15 protein-coding genes and 1 pseudogene are annotated in these 14780 nt (G+C 69.5%); 12 read left to right on the top strand and 4 right to left on the bottom strand.

The features are described from left to right. Both AOZ49_RS23670 and ubiE read right to left on the bottom strand, forming a co-directional pair. A pseudogene (locus AOZ49_RS23670) lies at positions 1–244 on the bottom strand (Tim44 domain-containing protein); the annotation flags it as partial. A gap of 179 nt (positions 245–423) precedes the next feature. Beyond that, on the bottom strand, positions 424–1200 hold the full coding sequence (gene ubiE, locus AOZ49_RS23665) for a bifunctional demethylmenaquinone methyltransferase/2-methoxy-6-polyprenyl-1,4-benzoquinol methylase UbiE (RefSeq protein ID WP_054433152.1): 777 nt from the start codon (positions 1198–1200) through the stop codon (positions 424–426). Between the two features lie 161 nt (positions 1201–1361). Between ubiE and phoB the strand changes: the two genes are divergently transcribed. The 9 genes from phoB (at position 1362) to serA (ending at position 10793) form a co-directional block, all read left to right on the top strand. Continuing rightward, positions 1362–2060 (top strand): phosphate regulon transcriptional regulator PhoB, encoded by a 699-nt coding sequence (gene phoB, locus AOZ49_RS23660; RefSeq protein WP_006386862.1) that lies wholly within the window; start codon positions 1362–1364, stop codon positions 2058–2060. Positions 2061–2072: 12 nt separating this feature from the next. Then, entirely contained in the window at positions 2073–3380 is a 1308-nt protein-coding gene (gene phoR / locus AOZ49_RS23655) for a phosphate regulon sensor histidine kinase PhoR (protein ID WP_054433151.1), read from the top strand. Between the two features lie 64 nt (positions 3381–3444). After that, positions 3445–4131, top strand: a complete 687-nt coding sequence (locus AOZ49_RS23650) for a heavy metal response regulator transcription factor (protein WP_054433150.1) — start codon at positions 3445–3447, stop codon at positions 4129–4131. Next, positions 4128–5528, top strand: a complete 1401-nt coding sequence (locus AOZ49_RS23645) for a heavy metal sensor histidine kinase (RefSeq protein ID WP_054478045.1) — start codon at positions 4128–4130, stop codon at positions 5526–5528. The genes AOZ49_RS23650 and AOZ49_RS23645 overlap by 4 nt, the downstream gene beginning before the upstream one ends. 73 nt (positions 5529–5601) lie before the next feature. Then, positions 5602–6105, top strand: a complete 504-nt coding sequence (locus AOZ49_RS23640; protein WP_197286766.1) for a cupredoxin domain-containing protein — start codon at positions 5602–5604, stop codon at positions 6103–6105. 18 nt (positions 6106–6123) lie between these two features. Next, positions 6124–7935: a copper resistance system multicopper oxidase gene (locus AOZ49_RS23635; protein WP_054478041.1), complete on the top strand. Its 1812-nt coding sequence runs from the start codon at positions 6124–6126 to the stop codon at positions 7933–7935. Between the two features lie 195 nt (positions 7936–8130). Further along, positions 8131–8967, top strand: a complete 837-nt coding sequence (locus AOZ49_RS23630; RefSeq protein WP_369815857.1) for a copper resistance protein B — start codon at positions 8131–8133, stop codon at positions 8965–8967. 19 nt (positions 8968–8986) lie between these two features. After that, positions 8987–9457, top strand: a complete 471-nt coding sequence (locus AOZ49_RS23625) for a DUF411 domain-containing protein (protein WP_054433146.1) — start codon at positions 8987–8989, stop codon at positions 9455–9457. 136 nt (positions 9458–9593) lie between these two features. After that, positions 9594–10793, top strand: coding sequence for a phosphoglycerate dehydrogenase (serA, locus tag AOZ49_RS23620; protein WP_054433145.1), 1200 nt, complete (start codon positions 9594–9596; stop codon positions 10791–10793). Positions 10794–10914: 121 nt separating this feature from the next. Here the strand turns inward: serA and AOZ49_RS23615 are convergent, their stop codons facing one another. Further along, a complete protein-coding gene (locus AOZ49_RS23615) occupies positions 10915–11499 on the bottom strand; it encodes an HD domain-containing protein (RefSeq protein ID WP_054478039.1) in 585 nt (194 codons plus the stop codon). Positions 11500–11572: 73 nt separating this feature from the next. Then, on the bottom strand, positions 11573–12448 hold the full coding sequence (locus AOZ49_RS23610; protein ID WP_054433249.1) for a LysR family transcriptional regulator: 876 nt from the start codon (positions 12446–12448) through the stop codon (positions 11573–11575). A gap of 141 nt (positions 12449–12589) precedes the next feature. On the opposite strand from AOZ49_RS23610, the gene AOZ49_RS23605 reads away from it, so the two are divergent. The 3 genes from AOZ49_RS23605 to AOZ49_RS23595 are packed head-to-tail and all read left to right on the top strand — an operon-like array spanning position 12590 to position 14766. Continuing rightward, a complete protein-coding gene (locus AOZ49_RS23605) occupies positions 12590–13021 on the top strand; it encodes a VOC family protein (RefSeq protein WP_006386852.1) in 432 nt (143 codons plus the stop codon). Between the two features lie 24 nt (positions 13022–13045). Next, a complete protein-coding gene (gene pxpB, locus AOZ49_RS23600; protein WP_054478038.1) occupies positions 13046–13780 on the top strand; it encodes a 5-oxoprolinase subunit PxpB in 735 nt (244 codons plus the stop codon). Further along, entirely contained in the window at positions 13777–14766 is a 990-nt protein-coding gene (locus AOZ49_RS23595; protein WP_054433140.1) for a 5-oxoprolinase subunit C family protein, read from the top strand. The genes pxpB and AOZ49_RS23595 overlap by 4 nt, the downstream gene beginning before the upstream one ends. Positions 14767–14780: the final 14 nt, after the last annotated feature.

Raw genomic sequence — 14780 nt, 5'->3', positions numbered from 1 at the left:
CCGCGGCGCCGGCCGTGGCGGCGCCGGCGGCGGCCGGCGCGGCGGTAGCGCCCGCGGTGTTGTTGGCGGCGGCCGGCGGCGTGGTGGCCTGGCGCTGCTGGGTCACATTGGAGGATTGGCGGCCGACGCTGCTGCCGCCGCCTGCGCGGCGGGCTTCGGCGTCAAACGACGCCGTCACCAACGCTGCGCCGGAAATGGCGATGAGCGCCGCGGCGACAAACCGCGAGAAACAGAATTTGGTCATGGATTTGCTCCCTCGTACCCGCGCTTCCCGCTGCCCCGAGCAGCGGAAAGCCGCACGGATCGTGCGGCCGTTCAGCGCGACTTTCTTACAATAATCTGAATGACGTAAGAATAACGGACAAGCCGTCGCCCCACAAGTTCCCCCGGGGCGAAGAAAAGCCGTATCGGACCCCGGGACGTTCAGCCCAGGCGCACACCCTCATGCAGGGCGGCGATGCCGGCCGTCAGGTTGAAGTACTGCACCCGCTCCAGGCCGGCGGTGCGCAGCATGTCCGCCAGGGTTTCCTGGTCGGGGTGCATGCGGATGGATTCCGCCAGGTAGCGGTAGCTGGCTTCGTCCTTGGCCACGGTCTTGCCCAGCCAGGGCAGCACGTTGAAGGAATACCAGTCGTAGGCCGGCGCCAGCGGTTTGGCGATGCGGGAGAATTCCAGCACCAGCAGCTTGCCGCCCGGCTTGAGCACGCGGGTCATTTCGGCCAGCGCGCGGTCCTTGTGGGTCATGTTGCGCAGGCCGAAGGCCACGCTGACGCGGTCGAAATAGCCCGTCGGGAACGGCAGGCGCTCGGCGTCACAGACGGCCGTGGGCACCAGTTGGCCGGCGTCGGCCAGGCGGTCGCGGCCGACCCGCAGCATGGAATCATTGATGTCGGTCAGCCAGACCTCGCCGGTGGGGCCGGCGCGCTTGGCGAAGGCACGGGCCAGGTCGCCGGTGCCGCCGGCGATGTCCAGCACCTTCATGCCGGGGCGGATGGCCGCGCGGCCGATGGTGAAGGCCTTCCAGACGCGGTGCAGGCCGGCCGACATGAAATCATTCATGATGTCGTAGCGCTGGGCCACGGAATGGAAGACTTCGGCGACTTTGCGGGCCTTGTCGTGTTCCGGCACCGATTGGAAGCCGAAATGCGTCGATTGGGAGGCGGAATCCGCGGAATGTTGCGATTCGGAGGGGTTTTGCATGGTGAATTCCCGATATATCGTCCAATGGTAGCCTATCGGAGACTGCCGGATGCCGCCGGCGGGGCCGGGAACGCACGCTTTGGTCACATACCTGAAATATTGCGGCCATACTATCGCAATGTTCGCGCCGCGCCGGCGCTCCGAAGCGTGCCCTATTCGCCATGTCCAGCACCATCCTCGTCGTCGAAGACGAACCCGCAATCCAGGAACTGATCGCCGTCAACCTGTCCTTCGCCGGCCACAAAGTGCTGCGCGCCTTCGACGCCGACCAGGCCCAGACGCTGATCCGCGCCGAACTGCCCGACCTGATCCTGCTGGACTGGATGCTGCCCGGCACCTCCGGCCTGGCCATGGCGCGCAAGCTGCGCAACGATGAGCGCACCCGCGCCGTCCCGGTCATCATGCTGACCGCCAAGGGTTCCGAGCAGGACAAGGTCGACGGCCTCGAAGCCGGCGCCGACGACTACATCACCAAGCCCTTCTCGCCCAAGGAGCTGATGGCCCGCATCAAGGCCGTGCTGCGCCGCCGCGCGCCGCAGCTGACCGACGACGTGATCGACGTCGGCGGCCTCAAGCTGGACCCCGTCACGCACCGCCTGTCGGGCAACAGCCAGTCGCTGCAGATCGGCCCCACCGAATTCCGCCTGCTGCACTTCTTCATGACCCACCCGGAACGCGTGTTCTCGCGCTCGCAACTGCTGGACCAGGTCTGGGGCGATCATGTCTTCGTCGAGGAACGCACGGTCGACGTGCACATCCGCCGCCTGCGCAAGGCGCTGGAACCCAGCGGCCACGACGCCCACGTGGAAACGGTGCGCGGCAGCGGCTACCGGTTTACGGCACAGGTCCCGGCGCGGTAAAACTCCCGCACGATGATCTGGCTGCGCACTCTTATCCTGGTCGCCCTGTGGGCGGCGGTCGCGCTGTTGGCGCAATGGCTCATGGGCGATCCGGCCGGCTGGGTGCTGTTCAGCGCCGCGCTGGTCACCATGCTGCTGTGGCGCAGCTGGCGCCTGCACCTGGTGTCCCACTGGGCCAGGCACCCCGACACCTCGCCGCCCGCCTCGGTGGGCCCCTGGGACGACATCCTCGCCCCCCTCTACCGCTACACCCGGGCCCGCGCCCGCGAGCTGACCGAGACCCGCGACACCATGCAGGGCATGCTGGCGGCCGCCCAGGCGCTGCCGGACGGCGCGGTCACCCTCAATGAAGACTTCCAGATCGACTGGTGCAACCGCATGGCGCGCCAGCACCTGGGCCTGCGCCTGCCGGCCGACCGCGGCCACAACCTGCTGAACCTGCTGCGGGCGCCGGAATTCGTCGAATACGCCCACCGCGCCTCCTGGCCCGACCCGATCCTGGTGCGCCTGGGCCAGAACGGCCAGGAACGGCTGATGATGATGCAGCTGACGGCCTACGCCAGCAACCAGCGCCTGCTCATCACCCGCGACGTCACCCAGATCGAGCGCCTGGAGACCACCCGCCGCGATTTCGTCGCCAACGTCTCGCACGAACTGCGCACGCCGCTGACGGTGCTGGCCGGCTTCCTGGAAACGCTGCGCGACATGCCCGCCGACGCCCTGCCGCCCGAGCAGCGCGCGCAGTACCTGGACATGATGCACGAGCAGGCCCAGCGCATGCAGGCCATCGTCGAGGACCTGCTGACGCTGTCGACGCTGGAATCGTCGCCAGGCAGCGACCCGCGCGCGGTCAACATGGGCGCGCTGCTGCAGAAGGCGCGCCAGCAGATCGAGGCCCTGTCGGGCGGACGCCACGTGCTCGAATGGCACATCGACGAATCGCTCGACGTGCTCGGCGCCGAGACCGAACTGACCTCCGCCCTGTCGAACCTGCTGACTAACGCCGTGCGCTACACCCCCGACGGCGGCACCATCACCGTGCGCTGGGAACGCGAACCCGACGGCGGCGGCCGCTACAGCGTGCAGGACACCGGCATCGGCATCCCGGCCCGCCACATCCCGCGCCTGACCGAACGCTTCTACCGCGTCGACCGCGGCCGCTCGCGCGCCGTCGGCGGCACCGGCCTGGGGCTGGCGATCACCAAGCACATCGCCATGCGCCACGATGCCGAGCTGTTCATCACCAGCGAACCCGGCAAGGGCAGCCTGTTCGCGCTGCGCTTCCCGCCGGACCGCATCGCCGTCGACCCGTCCGCCTGAACAGGCCTCACGCGATGCACGCCATCCGCGCCGCGATCGCGGCGCGGATGGTAAATTTCCGGCCATGCGCATCCTGGTCATCGAAGACGAACCCAAGCTGGCCGACTACCTCAAGAAAGGGTTGTCGGAACAGAGCCACGTCGTCGACCTGGCGCGCGACGGCGTCAACGGCCTGCACCTGGCGCTGGAAGGCGCCTACGACCTGATCGTGCTGGACGTGATGCTGCCCGGCGTGGACGGCTTCGGCATCCTGGCCGCCGTGCGCGCCAACAAGGACACCCCGATCCTGATGCTGACCGCGCGCGACGCCGTCGAGGACCGCGTGCGCGGCCTCGAAGGCGGCGCCGACGACTACCTGGTCAAGCCCTTCGCCTTCTCCGAACTGCTGGCGCGCGTGCAGGCCCTGCTGCGGCGCGGCCGCTCGCAGGAACCCACCGTGTTCCGCCTGGCCGACCTGGAGCTGGACCTGGCGCGCCGCAAGGTCGCGCGCGGCGGCCGCCGCCTGGACCTGACCGCCAAGGAATTCAACCTGCTGGCCCTGCTGCTGCGGCGCCAGGGCCAGGTGCTGTCGCGCACCACCCTGGCCGAACAGGTCTGGGACATGAACTTCGACAGCGACACCAACGTCATCGACGTGGCCGTGCGGCGCCTGCGCAGCAAGCTGGACGACCCGTTCGAGGCCAAGCTGCTGCACACCGTGCGCGGCATGGGCTACGTGCTCGAATCGCGGCCGGAGCCCGCGCGCGAATGAAACCGCCGCGCGTGCGCTCGATGCAGGCGCGCCTGACCCTGCTGCTGGGCGTCATCGCCCTGCTGGTCTCCAGCGTCGCGGGCGCCACCCTGTTCTGGGCCCTCAAGCGCGAAGTCGAACGCCAGGAGATCACCGAGGTCAGCGGCAAGCTGGAACTCATCAACCACCTGATCGACATGCAGAACAACGCGCGCGGCCTGCACGACCTGGCCGCCACGTTCGACGACATGCGCACCGGCCAGAGCCAGCTGGGCATCTGGATCGTCGACGCGCAAGGGCACCCCGTCTACGGCGGCGACGCGCCCGAAACCCTGCAGACGCTGCCGGACCGGCAGGTGCTGCTGCAACTGGCCGACGGCAGCCGCATGCGCGGCCTGCGCGTCGCGGTCGACGACCGCATCCTGCCGGGCGCGCACCTGACGGTGGCGGTCAGCACCCGCACCAGCTCGCAGTTCCTGTACGCCTACGGCACCGCGCTGGCGCTGATCTGCGCGCTGTGGGTCGGCGCCACGGTGGTGCTGGCGGCCTGGGCGGTGCGCCGCAGCATGGAGCCCACCCGCCGGCTGTCGGAGCAGGCCGCCCGCATCCAGCCCGACAACCTGGCCGTGCGCCTGCCGCTGCGCGACACCGACCGCGAGCTGCACGAGCTGGTGCTGTCGTTCAACCGCACGCTGGAACGGCTGCAGGCCGCCTACCAGCAGATGGAAGGCTTCAACGCCGACGTCGCGCACGAGCTGCGCACGCCGCTGGCCACGCTGATCAACGGCACCCAGGTGACCCTGTCCAGCGGCCGCGACGCGGCCGAGCTGCGCGACGCGCTCGAATCCAACCTGGAAACGCTGGAAGACCTGAAGACGCTGGTCAACGACATGCTGTTCCTGGCCCGCGCCGACCGCGGCGAACGCGCCGCCGACCTGGCGCCGGTCTCGCTGGCCGCCGAGGCCCGGCGCGTCGCCGACTTCTACGAGGCGGCGCTGGAAGACAGCGGCGTCACGCTGCGCTGCGACGGCGACGCCCTCATCGCCGCCAATCCCGGGCTGGTGCGGCGGGCGCTCGCGAACCTGATCTCCAACGCCATCAAGGCCACGCCGCGCGGCGGCGAGATCGTGCTGGCCTGCCAGCCGCTGCCGGCCGGCGCGCGGGTCGAGGTGCGCAACCCCGGCGCGCCGATCCCGGCCGCCGACCTGCCGCGCATCTTCGACCGCTTCTTCCGCTCGGGCCAGGCGCGCGCGCCGCGCAGCGAAGGCCACGGCCTGGGCCTGGCGATCGTGCGGGCCATCGCCCGCATGCACGGCGGCGACGTGGACGCCACCTCCGGCGCCGCCGGCACGGTGGTCGGCATCACCCTGCGCGGCGCCCTGCCCGGGACGCCGCCCGCCAACATTACAAAGAAGTAATCCAGCCGACAGAACCGGGTCACCCCGGTTTTTCTACAGTGCCCGCATGGTCAACTCCCACGAAGGGATCAGCATGCAAGGCACTTTGCTCCGTATCACCCGAACCACGGCACAGGCGGTCCTGGCCGCCCTGCTCGGCGCCGGCTCCGCGTTCGCGGCCGGCACCCACGGCGAACACGCCGGCCACGCCATGCCGGCGGCCTCCGCCCCCATCGGCACGCCCGGCGACGCCGCCCGCGTCACCCGCGCCATCGACATCGACATGACCGACGCCATGCGCTTCACGCCCGCCCAGGTGCAGGTCAAGGCCGGCGAAACGGTGCGCTTCAACGTGCGCAACTCGAGCCGCATCCGCCACGAGATGGTGCTGGGCACCGACGCCGACCTGCAGGCCCACTACGCCATGATGATGAAAGACCCCGGCATGCGCCACGAAGAGGCCAACGCCGTCTCGCTGGACGGCGGCAAGAGCGGCCAGATCGTCTGGAAGTTCGACCGCGCCGGCACCGTGTCCTTCGGCTGCCTGGAACCCGGCCACTACGCCGCCGGCATGAAGGGCGCGGTGTCGGTGCAGTAGCGCCGCCGCGGATCCGTCATGACAGCCTTCCCCATTCCCGCCCGCCGCCGCTTCGTGCAGGGGCTGGCCGCCGGCGGCGCGCTCGCGGCGCTGGGCGGCTGGCGCGCCGCCGTCGGCCAACCCGCGGCCCCCGCCCTGCCCGCCGAACTGCGCGGCACCGAATTCCACCTGGAGATCGGCGAGACCCCGGTGAACTTCACCGGCGCCGCCCGCATCGCCACCACCGTCAACGGCCAGGTCCCGGCGCCGCTGCTGCGCTGGCGCGAGGGCGACACGGTGACGCTGCACGTCACCAACCGCCTGCGCGAACAGACCTCGATCCACTGGCACGGCATCCTGCTGCCCACCGACATGGACGGGGTGCCGGGCCTGAGCTTTGCGGGCATCGATCCGGGCCAGACCTTCACTTACCGCTTCGACGTGCGCCAGAGCGGCACCTACTGGTATCACAGCCATTCGGGTTTCCAGGAGCAGACGGGCCTGTACGGCGCCATCGTCATCGACCCGAAGCGGCGCGACCCCATCGCCGCGGACCGCGACTACACCGTGCTGCTGTCGGACTGGACGGACGAAGACCCGATGCGGCTCTTCGACAAGCTCAAGGCCATGCCCGACTACTACAACCGCAACCAGCCCAGCGTCGAGAGCCTGATCCGCGATGCCGGCGAGAAGGGCTGGCGCGCGGCGCTGTCCGAGCGCCTGATGTGGGAACAGATGCGCATGAACCCGTCCGACCTGGCGGACGTGTCGGGCGCCACCTACACCTTCCTGACCAACGGCGCGACGCCGGCCGGCAACTGGACCGGCCTGTTCAAGCCGGGCGAGCGCGTGCGCCTGCGCTTCATCAACGGCTCGGCCATGACGTACTTCGACGTGCGCATCCCGGGCCTGAAGATGACGGTGGTGGCGGCCGACGGCCAGGACGTGCGGCCGGTCGATGTGGAGGAATTCCGCATCGCCGTGGCCGAGACCTACGACGTGATCGTCGAACCCGCCGAAGACCGCGCCTACACCATCTTCTCGCAGGCGATGGACCGTTCCGGCTATGCCCGCGCCACCCTGGCGCCGCGCCCCGGCATGCAGGCCGAGGTGCCGGCCGTCGATCGCGCGCAACTGCTCGGCATGATGGATATGGGCATGAAACACGACATGGGCGGAGGCGGTCACGACATGGCGGGCATGAGCGGCATGGATCACGGCGCCGCCCCGGCGGCGGCCGGCGCGATGGCCGGCATGAACCACGGCGCAATGCCCGGCATGGACCACGGCGGCGCCCACGGCAGCGGCGCGGACCAGGGCGGCATCGTCGAGGTCAGGCACCCCTATCCCGAGGAACGCGGCCCCGGCAACTCGATGCTGCCCGACGTGGTGTCCACCCGCCTGGACGATCCCGGCATCGGCCTGCGCGACAACGGCCGCCGCGTGCTGACCTACGCCGACCTGCGCTCGATCCGCGAACCCGACGACAACCGCGCGCCGACCCGCGAGATCGAACTGCACCTGACCGGCAACATGGAACGCTACATGTGGTCGTTCAACGGCGTGAAGTTCTCCGACGCCAGGCCCATCGTGCTGCGCCATGGCGAGCGGGTGCGCTTCGTGCTGGTCAACGACACCATGATGACCCACCCCATCCACCTGCACGGCCTGTGGAGCGACCTGGAATCGCCCGACGGCGCCTTCCTGGTGCGCAAGCACACCCTGTCGCTCAACCCCGCGCAGCGCCTGAGCTACCGCGTCAGCGCCGATGCCCGCGGCAACTGGGCCCACCACTGCCACCTGCTGTACCACATGGAGGCCGGCATGTTCAGGGCGGTCGTGGTGGAGTAGGCGATGAGAAAACGGAACATGCGCATTTTCTTTCCCTTGTCGCGCCGCGCCGCGCTGGCCGCCGCCCTGCTGGCGGGCGCGGCCGGCCAGCCGGCCCACGGCCAGGCCATCAGCGACCACGCCGGCATGGACCACGGTTCGATGCCAGGCATGGATCATGGCGCCGCCAAGCCGCCGCCGGCAACGCCGCCGGCCATGGATCACTCGTCCATGCCCGGCATGGACCACGGCGCCGCCAAGCCCCAGCCGGCAATGCCGCCCGCCATGGATCATTCGTCCATGCCCGGCATGGACCATGGCGCGCCCGCCGCCGCCCCGCCCGTCGGCAGCCTGCCGTCCAGCGACGGCGCCGGCCAGCGCGGCTACGACAGTTACGGGATCCACCCGCACATGATGGACAACGCGGCCTCGTCGCGGCTGCTGTTCGACAAGTTCGGCTGGTCGCGCAACCGCGACGGCCAGAACGCGCTGGAGTGGGACGGCCGCTTCTGGTGGGGCACCGCCACCGACCGGCTGATGCTCAAGAGCGAAGGCGAACGCGAAAGCGGCGGCGGCTCGGACGCCAAGGTGGAAGCCTTCTGGAGCCATGCCATCTCGCCCTTCTGGGACCTGCAGCTGGGCGCGCGCCGCGACGTCGGCGCCGGCCCCAAGCGCAACTGGGCGGCGCTCGGCGTCGAGGGCGTGCTGCCCTACAACATCGAGTTCGAGACCACCGCCTACGCCGGCCCGTCCGGCCGCACCGCGCTGGCCATGAAGGCCGAGTACGACCTGCTGCTTACCCAGCGTCTGATATTCACCCCCGAACTCGAGGCCAGCGCCTATGGCCGCAACGACCCCGAACGCGGCATCGGCTCGGGCCTGTCCAAGGGCTCGCTGTCGCTGCGCCTGCGCTACGAGGCCACGCGCGAATTCGCGCCCTACATCGGGGTATCCTTCGAACGTAAGTTCGGCCGCACCGCGGACTATGCGTCCGCCGCCGGCCAAGGCCGCTCGCAGGCCGCCGTGCTGGCGGGCGTGCGCTTCTGGTTCTGATCCTTTCTCGCGGAGACCCATGAAAAAAACCCTCACCCCCGCCCGCCTGCTCCTGGCGGCCGCGCTATCCCTGCCCCTGTACGCGCCGCTCCTCGCGCAAGCCCAGTCCGCGCCCAAGGTCCAGGTCTGGAAGACGCCCACCTGCGGCTGTTGCGAAGACTGGGTCAAGCACATGCGCGACAACGGCTTCGAGGTCACCACCCACGACGTGCAGGACACCGGCCCGGTGCGCCGCAATGCCGGCATGGCCGACTATGGCTCCTGCCACACGGCCGTGGTGGACGGCTACGCCATCGAGGGCCACGTGCCCGCCAGCGACGTGCGCCGCCTGCTGCTGGAAAAGCCCGACGCCGCCGGCCTGGCCGCCCCCGGCATGCCGCTGGGCTCGCCCGGCATGGACGGCCCCGAATACGGCGGCCGCAAGACCCCGCACGATGTCCTGCTGGTGGACAAGCGCGGCGGCGCCAAGGTGTTCCAGGCGTATCGTTGAAACACAGCGCCGGGGTCCGCCCCGGCCACCCGCCTGAAACAATTCATCCCCACCATGGCTATGGGTACCTCTTGCACCGCAGCAAAAATGCGCCACAATAAATAAAACGCATTTCCCACCCCGACCCCTGGCAGTCATGGCACACATCGTCCTGTTCGAGAACATCCACCCGAGCGCCCGCGCCGTCTTCGAAGCCGCCGGCTACACCGACATCGTCACGCACGCCGCGGCCCTGCCGCCGTCGCAGCTGCAGGACGCCCTGCGCGGCGCCCACGTCGCGGGCATCCGTTCTCGTACCCACCTGGATGCCGCCCTGCTGTCCGGCAGCCCCGACCTGCGCGTCGTCGGCTGCTTCTGCATCGGCACCAACCAGGTCGACCTCGACACCGCCATGCAACGCGGCATCCCGGTGTTCAACGCGCCGTTCTCCAACACCCGCTCGGTCGCCGAGCTGGTGCTGGGCGAAGCCATCCTGCTGTTGCGCCGCATCCCCGAGAAGAACGCCCGCGTCCATCTCGGCCACTGGGACAAGAGCGCCGCCGGCGCCTTCGAGACCCGCGGCAAGACGCTCGGCATCGTCGGCTACGGCAACATCGGCTCGCAGATCAGCACCCTGGCCGAAGGCCTCGGCATGCGCGTCATCTACCATGACGTCGAAGCCAAGCTGCCGCTGGGCAACGCCCGCCCGGCCGGCTCGCTCAACGACCTGCTGGAACAGGCCGACGTCGTCACCCTGCACGTGCCCGGGGGCAAATCCACCGAGAACATCATGAATGCGGAGACGATCGGGCGCATGCGCCGCGGCGCCATCCTCATCAATGCCTCGCGCGGCACCGTGGTCGACATCGACGCCCTGCATGCCGCGCTCAAGTCCGGCCACCTGGCGGGCGCCGCGCTCGACGTGTTCCCCACCGAACCCAAGGGCGCCGACGAGCCGCTGGCCAGCCCGCTGATCGGCCTGCCCAACGTCATCCTGACCCCGCACATCGGCGGCAGCACGCAGGAATCGCAAGAGAACATCGGCCGCGAAGTGGCCGAGAAGCTGGTGCGCTTCCTGCAGGCCGGCACCACCAAGGGCGCGGTCAACTTCCCCGAGCTGCCCTACCTGGAGCCGGCCGGCGCCACCCGCATCCTGCACGTGCACCGCAACGCCCCGGGCGCGCTCGGCACGCTGGACAACCTGATGGCGCAGCACGGCCTGAACATCGTCAGCCAGACGCTGCAGACCAAGGGCCAGATCGGCTACGTGATCACCGACGTCGAAGGCCAGGTTGACGACCTGGTCATGACGACGCTGCGCGATCACCCGATCACGGTGCGCTGCGACCGGCTGTAAGCAGGCGCTCTGGACAAAAAAAGGCCCGCTCGCGCGGGCCTTTTTTCATATGCGCTCCGCGCGCAGGATGGCGCGGCTACCGGCAACGCCACGGGAACGCGCCGCCACGCCCCGGACGGCGTCATGTCCGCCCCGCGAAATGATCGGCCACCCAGCGCTCGCAGACTTCCCACAATTGCGGCGCCCCGCGCTGGATCACCGGGCCGTAGCGGGCCAGCACCTGCTCGTGCGACACGCCGTTCTCGGTCCAGGTGCCGCCGCCCGTGAACACGTTGATCAGCAGCGGCTGGAACCGGTCCAGCGCCTTGGCGAAGCGCGCGTCCTCGCTCTCGGCCTGCTCGAATTCCCGCCACAGCGCCAGGAACTCGTCGCCCTGCGGCGAGGGCAGCAGGCCGAACAGCCGTGCGGCCGCCTTGTGCTCCTGCTCGGCCTGCCACGCCGCCGACGAGCCGCCATGGATCGGAAAATCGCCGACGTCGATCTCGACCACGTCGTGCAGCAGCAGCATCCGCATGACCCGCTGGGTATCCACCGGGCCGCTGGCGTATTCGCTCAGCACCAGCGCGTACAGCGCCAGGTGCCAGGAATGCTCGGCGGAATTCTCCTTGCGGCTGCGGTCCAGCAGCGGCGATTGCCGGATGACGGCCTTGAGCCGGTCGATTTCCCGGAGGAAGGCCAGTTGTTGTTCCAATGCGGTCGCTGCCATGGTGTCCTGCGTGGGCGTCAGTCTTCGGTCGGATGTCGATCGAGTCCCCGACACTGTACTGCCATGGCGGCGCTCAGGGCGCCAGCGTGGTTCCGGCCGCCCGCGCCAGGCATTCCGCCATCTTGCCGCCGACGCTGCCGGCGTCGAACGGCAGCCGCCCGATGATGCCGATCTCGCGGTGGAACGCCGCCTCACCCAGCGACACCAGCCGCAGGCCGTCCAGATCGAGGCCGCGCAGACGCGGCAACAGCGCCACGCCCAGCCCATGGCGCACCATGTTGGCGATGGCCTCGATCTCGTCGAGCTCCACCGCCTCGTGCACCGTGATGCGCTGCTTCTTCAGGAACAGGTCCACCACGCGTCCGCCGAAGGACGCGCGGTCGTAGCGGATGAAGGGTTGCGCGGCCAGCACCTCGCGCCACGGCGCGGGCGCCATCGCGGCCGGCATCGCCAGCACCACTTCCTCGCGCAGCAGCGGCTGCCAGCCCAGTTCCGGCGGCAGCGTGAACGGCGGCCGGATCAGCAGCGCCATGTCGACCTCGCCGGCGTCGACCTGCCCCAGCAGCGACAGCGATACCCCCGGCACGATCCGCACCCGCACGTCGGGATAGCCGGCGCGGAACTCGCCCAGCGCCCGCACCAGCAGATCCTGCTGCACCGAGGCGATGGCGCCGATGCGCAGCGATCCGCTGACGTGGCCGGCCCCCGCCGAGGACGCCATGCGCTCGGCCATGGCCACCAGTTCCTCGGCCTGCGGCAGCATCTCGCGGCCATGGTCGTTCAGCACCGCCGCGCGCGCGCTGCGGTCGAACAGCGCCACGCCCAGGTAGTCCTCGAGGCGCTTGATCTGGGCGCTGACGGCCGACTGGGTCAGGCCCAGCTGGGCCCCGGCGCCGGTGAAAGTGCCGTCGCGCGCCACGGCGATGAAGGTCTTGAATTCCTTGATCACGATCAATATTTTCGATGCTAAGACACAAAAAATATCGTTTTTCAATCAAAAAAACAATTCATAAACTAGCAACTCAGGACACGACCCGATGGTGACGGTCCGCATTCTGAATTACCTTTTCCGCCTTATCCGGAGCTTTTCATGACCGCTCAAACCAACCTGCCGCCGTTCCACCTGGCCTTCCCGGTCCGCGACCTGGCCGAAGCCCGCGCCTTCTACGGCGAAAAGCTGGGCTGTCCGGAGGGCCGCAGCTCGCCCGAATGGATCGACTTCAACTTCTACGGCCACCAGATCGTCGCCCACCTGGCCCCCAGCGAATGCGGCCACAAGGCCACCAGCGCGGTCGATTCGCATAATGTGCCGGTGCGCCATTTCGGCGCGGTGCTTTCCATGGAACAATGGGAAGCCATGGCCAAGCGCCTGACCGATGCCGGCACCGAGTTCGTCATCGAGCCCTACATCCGCTTCAAGGGCGAAGTCGGCGAACAGGCCACCATGTTCTTCCTGGATCCGTCGGGCAACGCGCTGGAATTCAAGGCGTTCAAGAACCTGGATTCGTTGTTCGCCAAGTAATCCGTCTCTACAGGTTTCGTGCCGTTGAACGCTATATCAGACATATCTTCTCCGGCCGAAACCGCCTGGCGCATCCAGCCCCAGGGCGACCGCTGCCTCATCGTCTCTTTTGGTGACCAGATCGACGCCGCCATCGGCCGCACCTGTCTGGCGGCGGCGCGCAAGCTGCGCGACGCCGGCCTGCCGGGCGTGACCGATGTGGTGCCGTCGTTCGTGGCGGTGGCGGTGCATTACCGGCCCGACGGCCTGGGCAACGGCCCCACCTACGCCGACCTGGCCGAACGCATCGAAGCGCTGCTGGCCGACGGCATCGCCGCCGACAACGCCGCCGGCCGCGAAATCGACGTGCCCGTCTGCTACGGCGGCGACTACGGCCCCGACCTGCAGGACGTGGCCAAGGCCGCCGGCCTGACGCCCGACGAAGTCATCGGGCTGCACAGCGGCCCGCGCAGCATGGTGTTCATGCTGGGCTTCGCCCCCGGCCATGCCTACCTGGGCGTGCACGACGAAAAACTGAATCTGCCGCGGCGCGCCTCGCCGCGCACGGCGGTGCCGGCCGGCGCGGTGGCCATCGCCAACCGCCAGACCGTGATCTACCCCAACCGGCTGCCCGGCGGCTGGCACATCATCGGCACCACGCCGCTGACCATGTTCGACCCCGCGCGCGATCCTGCCGCGACCCTGCAACCGGGCGACTCGGTGCGCTTCGTGCCGATCCCCCCCGACGAATTCGAGCGCCTGCGGGAGGCCCGGCCGTGAGCGTTGCCGTCATCAAGCCGGGCATGCTGTCCAGCTTCCAGAACCGCGGCCGCGAGGGCTACCAGCACCAGGGCATCCCGGCCGCCGGCGCCATGGACGAACGCGCCCACCGCCTGGCCAACGCGCTCGCCGGCAACACCGGCGACCCCGCCACGCTCGAGATGACCCTGACCGGTCCCACGCTGCGCTTCGACGCGCCGGCCTGCTTCGCGCTGGCGGGCGCCGACCTGGGCGCCACGCTCAATGGCCAGGATATCCCCCAGCACCGGCCGCTGGTCGCCCGCGCCGGCGACACGCTGGCCTTCGGCGCGCGCCCGGCCAATGGCGTGCGCGGCTACCTGGCGGTGCACGGCGGCTTTGCGCTGACGCCGGTGATGGGCAGCGAGACCACTTACCTGCGCAGCGGCTTCGGCGGCTTCGAGGGCCGCGCGCTGGCCAGGGGCGACCAGGTCGGCCTGCGCCAGGCGCTCGACGGCCGCGACCTCGACGCATTGCAAAAGGCCCTGTGGGACCTGCGCATCTACCTGCCCGGCGCGCTCGGCAACAAGCAGCGCGACACCATCCGCTTCCTGCCCGGCATGCAATGGCAGGAATTCTCCGAGGCCACCCGCCATGCCTTCGGCGGCTCGGAATTCCGCATCAGTCCGCAGTCCGACCGCATGGGCTACCGCCTGCAGGGCCCGGCGCTGTCCATGAGCCAGCCGCGCCAGATGCTGTCCGAGGCCGCTTGCTTCGGCACCGTGCAGGTGCCCTCGGGCGGCGAGGCCATCATCCTCATGGCCGACCGGCAGACCACCGGCGGCTATCCCAAGATCGCGCAGATCGCCACCGTCGACCTGCCCTTGCTGGCGCAATACGCGCCGGGGCGCACGCTGCGCTTTTCCCTGATCGAACTCGAAGACGCGCAACGCCTGGACGGCGAGCGCGAACGCGCCTTCACCCAATTGCTGGACGCGCTGGCGCCGCTGCGCGCGCTGCTGGGGTGAACGGCCCTAACCCA

The sequence above is a fragment of the Achromobacter sp. 2789STDY5608615 genome, assembly GCF_001298995.1.
Taxonomy (GTDB): Bacteria; Pseudomonadota; Gammaproteobacteria; order Burkholderiales; family Burkholderiaceae_B; genus Achromobacter; species Achromobacter insuavis.
Note: the sequence above shows the minus strand (reverse complement) of the source record. Positions and strands in the feature narration are given on the sequence as shown.

Coding starts and splice junctions, on each gene's coding strand:
- phoR (WP_054433151.1), top strand. CDS start 2,073: ATGATCTGGCTGCGCACTCTTATCCTGGTCGCCCTGTGGGCGGCGGTC.
- AOZ49_RS23635 (WP_054478041.1), top strand. CDS start 6,124: ATGACAGCCTTCCCCATTCCCGCCCGCCGCCGCTTCGTGCAGGGGCTG.
- AOZ49_RS23630 (WP_369815857.1), top strand. CDS start 8,131: ATGGATCACTCGTCCATGCCCGGCATGGACCACGGCGCCGCCAAGCCC.
- AOZ49_RS23650 (WP_054433150.1), top strand. CDS start 3,445: ATGCGCATCCTGGTCATCGAAGACGAACCCAAGCTGGCCGACTACCTC.
- phoB (WP_006386862.1), top strand. CDS start 1,362: ATGTCCAGCACCATCCTCGTCGTCGAAGACGAACCCGCAATCCAGGAA.
- AOZ49_RS23615 (WP_054478039.1), bottom strand. CDS start 11,499: ATGGCAGCGACCGCATTGGAACAACAACTGGCCTTCCTCCGGGAAATC.
- AOZ49_RS23645 (WP_054478045.1), top strand. CDS start 4,128: ATGAAACCGCCGCGCGTGCGCTCGATGCAGGCGCGCCTGACCCTGCTG.
- AOZ49_RS23605 (WP_006386852.1), top strand. CDS start 12,590: ATGACCGCTCAAACCAACCTGCCGCCGTTCCACCTGGCCTTCCCGGTC.
- serA (WP_054433145.1), top strand. CDS start 9,594: ATGGCACACATCGTCCTGTTCGAGAACATCCACCCGAGCGCCCGCGCC.
- AOZ49_RS23640 (WP_197286766.1), top strand. CDS start 5,602: ATGCAAGGCACTTTGCTCCGTATCACCCGAACCACGGCACAGGCGGTC.
- ubiE (WP_054433152.1), bottom strand. CDS start 1,200: ATGCAAAACCCCTCCGAATCGCAACATTCCGCGGATTCCGCCTCCCAA.
- AOZ49_RS23625 (WP_054433146.1), top strand. CDS start 8,987: ATGAAAAAAACCCTCACCCCCGCCCGCCTGCTCCTGGCGGCCGCGCTA.